General features: G+C 72.6%; 4 protein-coding genes and 1 pseudogene. 2 read left to right on the top strand and 3 right to left on the bottom strand.

Annotated features, from left to right (window positions below; genetic code table 11):
* Positions 1-410 (bottom strand): annotated as a pseudogene (locus ACFV2J_RS03640) (hypothetical protein); the annotation flags it as partial.
* 374 nt (positions 411-784) lie between these two features.
* Here ACFV2J_RS03640 and ACFV2J_RS03645 point away from each other — a divergent pair.
* Together ACFV2J_RS03645 and ACFV2J_RS03650 are read left to right on the top strand one after the other, a co-directional pair.
* Positions 785-1,759 carry a fibronectin type III domain-containing protein gene (locus tag ACFV2J_RS03645; RefSeq protein WP_385096175.1) on the top strand — a complete coding sequence of 325 codons (975 nt, stop codon included), beginning with the start codon at positions 785-787 and terminating at the stop codon, positions 1,757-1,759.
* Between the two features lie 184 nt (positions 1,760-1,943).
* Positions 1,944-2,600, top strand: coding sequence for a hypothetical protein (locus tag ACFV2J_RS03650; RefSeq protein ID WP_385096173.1), 657 nt, complete (start codon positions 1,944-1,946; stop codon positions 2,598-2,600).
* A 57-nt stretch (positions 2,601-2,657) separates the two neighbouring features.
* On the opposite strand, the gene ACFV2J_RS03655 is transcribed toward ACFV2J_RS03650, so the two are convergent.
* Positions 2,658-3,272, bottom strand: coding sequence for a PadR family transcriptional regulator (locus ACFV2J_RS03655; protein WP_385096170.1), 615 nt, complete (start codon positions 3,270-3,272; stop codon positions 2,658-2,660).
* A 72-nt stretch (positions 3,273-3,344) separates the two neighbouring features.
* On the bottom strand, positions 3,345-5,360 hold the full coding sequence (locus ACFV2J_RS03660) for an FAD-dependent oxidoreductase (RefSeq protein WP_385096166.1): 2,016 nt from the start codon (positions 5,358-5,360) through the stop codon (positions 3,345-3,347).
* Positions 5,361-5,531: the final 171 nt, after the last annotated feature.

Consider the following 5,531-nt stretch of genomic DNA (forward strand, 5'->3'; position numbering starts at 1 on the left):
CGGTGGTTCCAGACCCGGCTGGGCGCGGGCACGACCACGTACGGAAGGGTCTCGGCGCTCAGGTAGCGCCCGTCCGTCTGCCGGTAGGCGGTGGCCGCGGCGAAGAGCGGATCGGTCCGGCGGTTGCACACGGTCCCGGGACGCCCGTCGCAGTCGATGTCCATGTCGGCCTTCCAGAAGACGACGCCCCGCGCCCCGCAGACGGGGATCTCGGCGCGGGTTCCTTCGTCGGTGCGGTAGCGCCCCTTCGACACCGGGACGCAGTCACGCACCTTCGCGAGGAGGTCGGCGGCCCGCACGGTTCCCTCCCCCGCCTCGGGCGCGGTGGGGTCCGGGTCGGCGGCGGCGCACATCGCGGGAAGGAGCACGGCGACGCCGGCCGCGGCGAGCGTGAGCGACCGGACACGCAGGGCACGCACGATGAAGGACCCTCTCCCGGGAGACGTCGACGGGTTTTCACCAAATCTGGTGCGCGTACGACACCGCGTCCACCTGGGAGGGCCGGAAGGAGCACGGCGGACCGGGCGGCGGCGGACCGCGGCCGAGGGCCCGAGCCACGGTCGGCCCGGGCCGCCCGGCCGCCCTCGCCGGCGCGGGAACAGCGACGACAGCGGTCCGCGCCGTGGGTGCGAACTCCCCAGGCTGGTGGGTGAGTTCGCACCGCGTCAGGGATCAGCATACGTAGCCGGCGACGGTCCGACGAACACCCGCACGTCCCCTTGATGTGGCCGCGTCAGCCGTGTCTTATAGGTACAGACCAATCCCGTCGAGGGGAGGCAGACCCGTGCGACGCCTTGTCCCCGCGTTGGTGTGCGGCTCGCTGTTCGTCCTGACCTCGTGCGCCGGGGGTGCGGACGGCCCCGGCGAACCGCTGCCCCCGGCTCCGATGGGGGTCACCGCGGCAGCGGGCAGTTCGACCAGTGTGCACGTGATGTGGAACCGGGTCTCCGGAAAACCGGAGGCCACCGCCTACGAGGTGTATCGCGGCACCACCAAGGTCGACCGGGTGCCCGGCGCGGAGCACATGGTGGACGTCACCAGGCTCGCTCCGTCCACGACCTATGTCTTCACCGTCCGGGCGCTGGACTCCGACGGGAACCCCGGACCGCCGAGCGCCCAGGTCCGCGCCACCACCCCGGCCGCGGTCGCCGCCGACCGCACTCCGCCGAGCATCCCCGGACGGCCGCGCGGCAAGGCGGTCGGGAGCCGGGCGGCGCAGTTGGAGTGGTCCCCGTCGACGGACACCCGGGGCGTGGCCTCGTACGACATCTACCAGGGCGACTCGAAGATCCACAGCGTCGGCGGGGCACAGACCGCCACCGTGGTCACCGGACTGCGCCCCGGCACCGACTACTCGTTCACCGTCAGGGCACGCGACGCCGCCGACAACGTCTCCCCCGCGAGCGCCGCCGTTCGGCTGGCCACCGATCCGGGCGCGGGCGACGGGCGGGGCACCGCGCCGACCGACTTCCGTGTCGGCGCCCACCGTTCGGACGGCGCCTACTACCTGGACCTGTCCTGGATCCCGCCCCGCACGGACGGAGTGATCACGGAGTACCGGATCGATCTGGACGGGCGTCAGGCGACCTCGCTCGTGTGGGGCGGCACTCCTCCCCGCGGCAGGTCCACGTACAGCTTCTACGTCGGCCGGGACGCCGGGGTCGCCTACCGGGTGCGTCTGCGGGCGAAGCTGCCGGACGGGACCTGGGGCGGCTTCTCGGCGGAACGGCCCGTGACGACGGGAGACGGGGAGCGGTAGCGGTGCCGTCCGGCGGACGGGCGGGCCGCCCGTCCGCCGGACGAAGGAATTCGTCACCTGCCCGGTCCCGTCCACATGCGGGCGCGACCGGGGGCACGTTGGCTCTTCCCGAGGCAGCACGGGCCTTTCCCTCCTCGGCGGCGCATCGGACGTCCCGCCAACCGTGCCGCTGGAGGACGGTCCAATGCGCACTACTCGGGATTTCCGGCGCTCGGGCGTGGCCATGGCCGCCGCCGCGCTTCCGCTGACCCTGGCCACGGCGGCCGCCGTGTCCGCCGCCTCGGGCATCTCCGTGAGCAGCAGCGGTTCCAAGGTCACGGTCACGACCAGTGCCTGCCGGAGCGTGGACGGCGGTTTCGGCAGCGCCTCCCTGCTCTCCGCCGAGCAGGTGAACTTCTCCCAGGGGCGGCAGGTGTCGCTGTCCGGGACGAGCGCGGGTCAGTCGGCGACGTGGTCCGACGTCCACGCCGGCACGTACACCGTCATCGTGCTCTGCCAGGACGGGCAGACGGCCGGCACCCAGGCCGTGACCGTCTCCGCGTCCTCGGCGCCGACCTCCACACCCCCGCCGCGCTCCACACCCTCGGCGGCTTCGACGCCCTCGGCGGCTTCGAGGTCGTCTGCGGCTTCGAAGTCGTCGGAGTCCACGGCGTCCTCGGCGTCCTCGGCTCCCACCGTCTCGGCCACGGTGGCGCCGACCCGCGGGGTGCAGGGCGGTCTCGGCGGGACGGCCACGGACCACAGCACGGTGACCACGGCGGTCGGCGGGGCTCTGGTGGCCACGGGTGTTCTTGCGACGGCCTGGTTCCTGCGCCGCGGGTCCAAGCCCCACCGGCTCTGACCCACGCGTCGGCCCACCGAACGGCCGCGCCCCGGAGACGGACCGGTCCTCCTCGCGTCAGCCCTGCGTGGACCGGTCCTCCGCCCGCGCGTCCGGCGCCGGCCCGGAGTTCGTCCCGCCCCGGGGCGCGGACGGGTCCCCCAGGTGCTCGAACTCCTTCAGCGCGTGGCTCAGCCACTGGGTCCAGAAGGTCTCCAGGTCGATACCGGCCCGCAGCACGAGGTGCCGCAGCCGGTCCTCGGGGGTGTTCCTGCCCGGTGGGAAGTCCCGGTCCTGGATCTCCTCGTATTCCGCCAACTGCCGCTGATGAAGGGTGAGATGGCGACGCAGATCGGTCTCGATCCCCGCCGTGCCGACGACCGCCGAGGCCCGCAGCCGCAGCAGCATCGTGTCGCGCAGAGGCTTCGGATCCTGGCTCACGGCGGTCCAGCGGGCCAGCTCGTCGCGGCCCGCCGGCAGCACCTCGTAGCTCTTCTTCTGCCCCCGGGCCGGCTGCGCGGACGGCAGGGCGCGGATGTATCCCTCGGACTCCAGCCTTCCCAGCTCGCGATAGATCTGCTGATGCGTCGCCGACCAGAAGTAGCCGATCGACTTGTCGAACCGCCTGGTGAGTTCGAGTCCCGACGAGGGCCTTTCGAGCAGGGCGGTGAGGATCGCGTGCGGGAGTGACATGGGTTCATCCTAGGGAGGGCCGCCCTCGGGGCGGCCCTCGCTGTCGTGTGTGTGCCCGGGTGTGCCGGGGGCCTACAGGGCCGCCGCCAGCTCCGTGCCCTGCTTGATCGCCCGCTTGGCGTCCAGCTCGGCGGCCACGTCGGCGCCGCCGATCAGATGCACGCTGTGCCCCGCGGCGGACAGCGCCTCGTACAGGTCGCGGCGAGGGTCCTGCCCGGTGCACAGCACGATGGTGTCGACCTCCAGCACCTGGCCCGCGCCGTCCACGGTGACGTGCAGTCCCGCGTCGTCGATACGGTCGTACCGAACGCCCGGGACCATGGTGACGCCCCGGTGCTTGAGCTCGGTGCGGTGGATCCAGCCCGTGGTCTTGCCGAGTCCGGCGCCCACCTTGGAGGCCTTGCGCTGCAGGAGGTGGACGGTGCGCGGCGGTGCGGGCCGCTCGGGCGTGCCGAGGCCGCCCGGAGCGCGGTAGTCCATGTCGACGCCCCAGTTGCGGAAGTACGTCGCCGGGTCCTCGCTCGCCTTGTCGCCGCCGTCGGTCAGGTACTCGGCGACGTCGAAGCCGATGCCGCCGGCGCCGAGGATCGCGACCCGGTCGCCGACGGGGGCGCCGTCCCGCAGGACGTCGAGGTAGCCGACGACGCTGGGGTGGTCGACGCCCGGTATCTCGGGGGTGCGCGGACGCACGCCGGTCGCGACCACCACCTCGTCGTAGCCGGACACGTCCCCGGCGGTGACGCGGGTGTTCAACCGCACGTCCACGCCGTGCCGTTCGAGCTGGGTCCGGAAGTAGCGGATCGTCTCGTCGAACTCCTGCTTGCCGGGGACCTTGCGGGCCACGTTCAGCTGGCCGCCGATCTCGCCCGCGGCGTCGTAGAGCGTGACGTCGTGGCCGCGCTCGGCCGCGGAGACCGCGCAGGCCAGTCCGGCGGGTCCCGCGCCCACCACCGCCACCCGCTTGCGCAGCCGGGTCGGGGCGAGGACCAGCTCGGTCTCGTGGCAGGCCCGCGGGTTGACCAGGCACGAGGTGATGCGACCGCTGAACGTGTGGTCGAGACAGGCCTGGTTGCAGCCGATGCAGGTGTTGATGGCCTCCGGCTGCCCGGCCGCCGCCTTGGCGACGAAGTCGGGGTCGGCGAGCATCGGCCGGGCGAGCGACACCATGTCGGCGTGGCCGTCCGCGAGCAACTGCTCGGCGATCTCCGGGGTGTTGATGCGGTTGGTGGTCACGAGAGGGACGGAGACGGCGCCCATCACCTTCTTGGTCACCCAGGCGTACGCGCCGCGCGGCACGGAGGTGGCGATGGTGGGGATGCGGGCCTCGTGCCAGCCGATGCCCGTGTTGATGATCGTGGCGCCGGCGGCCTCCACGGCCCGGGCGAGTGCGATCACCTCGTCCAGGGAGGAACCGCCCGGCACCAGGTCCAGCATCGAGAGGCGGTAGATGATGATGAAGTTCTCGCCGACGGCCTCGCGCACCCGGCGGACGATCTCGACGGGGAAACGCGTCCGGTTCTCGTAGGAACCGCCCCAGCGGTCCTCGCGACGGTTGGTCTGGAGGGCGATGAACTCGTTGATCAGATAGCCCTCGGAGCCCATGATCTCGACGCCGTCGTAGCCGGCCCGCTGCGCGAGCCGGGCGGCGCGCGCGTAGTCGTCGATCGTCTGCTCGACCTCGGCGTCGGTGAGCGCGTGCGGCACGAAGGGACTGATCGGTGCCTGGAGGGCGCTGGGGGCGACCAGGTCCTGGTGGTAGGCGTACCGCCCGAAGTGCAGGATCTGCATCGCGATCTTCCCGCCCTCGCGGTGCACCGCGGCGGTGATCCCGGCGTGCTCTTCGGCCTCGGCCTCGGTGGTCAGCTTCGCGCCGCCCTCGTAGGGCCGTCCCGCGTCGTTGGGCGCGATGCCACCGGTGACCATGAGGCCCACACCGCCGCGCGCCCGGGTGGCGTAGAACTCCGCCATCCGCTCGAAGCCGCGCTCGGCCTCCTCCAGACCCACGTGCATGGAGCCCATGAGGACGCGGTTGGGCAGGGTGGTGAATCCCAGGTCGAGCGGGTTCAGCAGGTGCGGGTAACGGCTCATCGGGCCCTCCGTGCGCGGTGTCGTACGTCTGTTGTAGACGACCGGGCGCGCCTTGTGCAACTAGTTGCACAATGAGGAGGGTCACGCGGGCGCCGCCCGGCCGAGGGCCACCGGCGTACGCGGCACCGCGGGTACGGCTGCGCGCCGCTGCACGGGCGCACGGGTACGCAC

This window comes from Streptomyces sp. NPDC059668 (assembly GCF_042734135.1).
GTDB lineage: Bacteria > Actinomycetota > Actinomycetes > Streptomycetales > Streptomycetaceae > Streptomyces.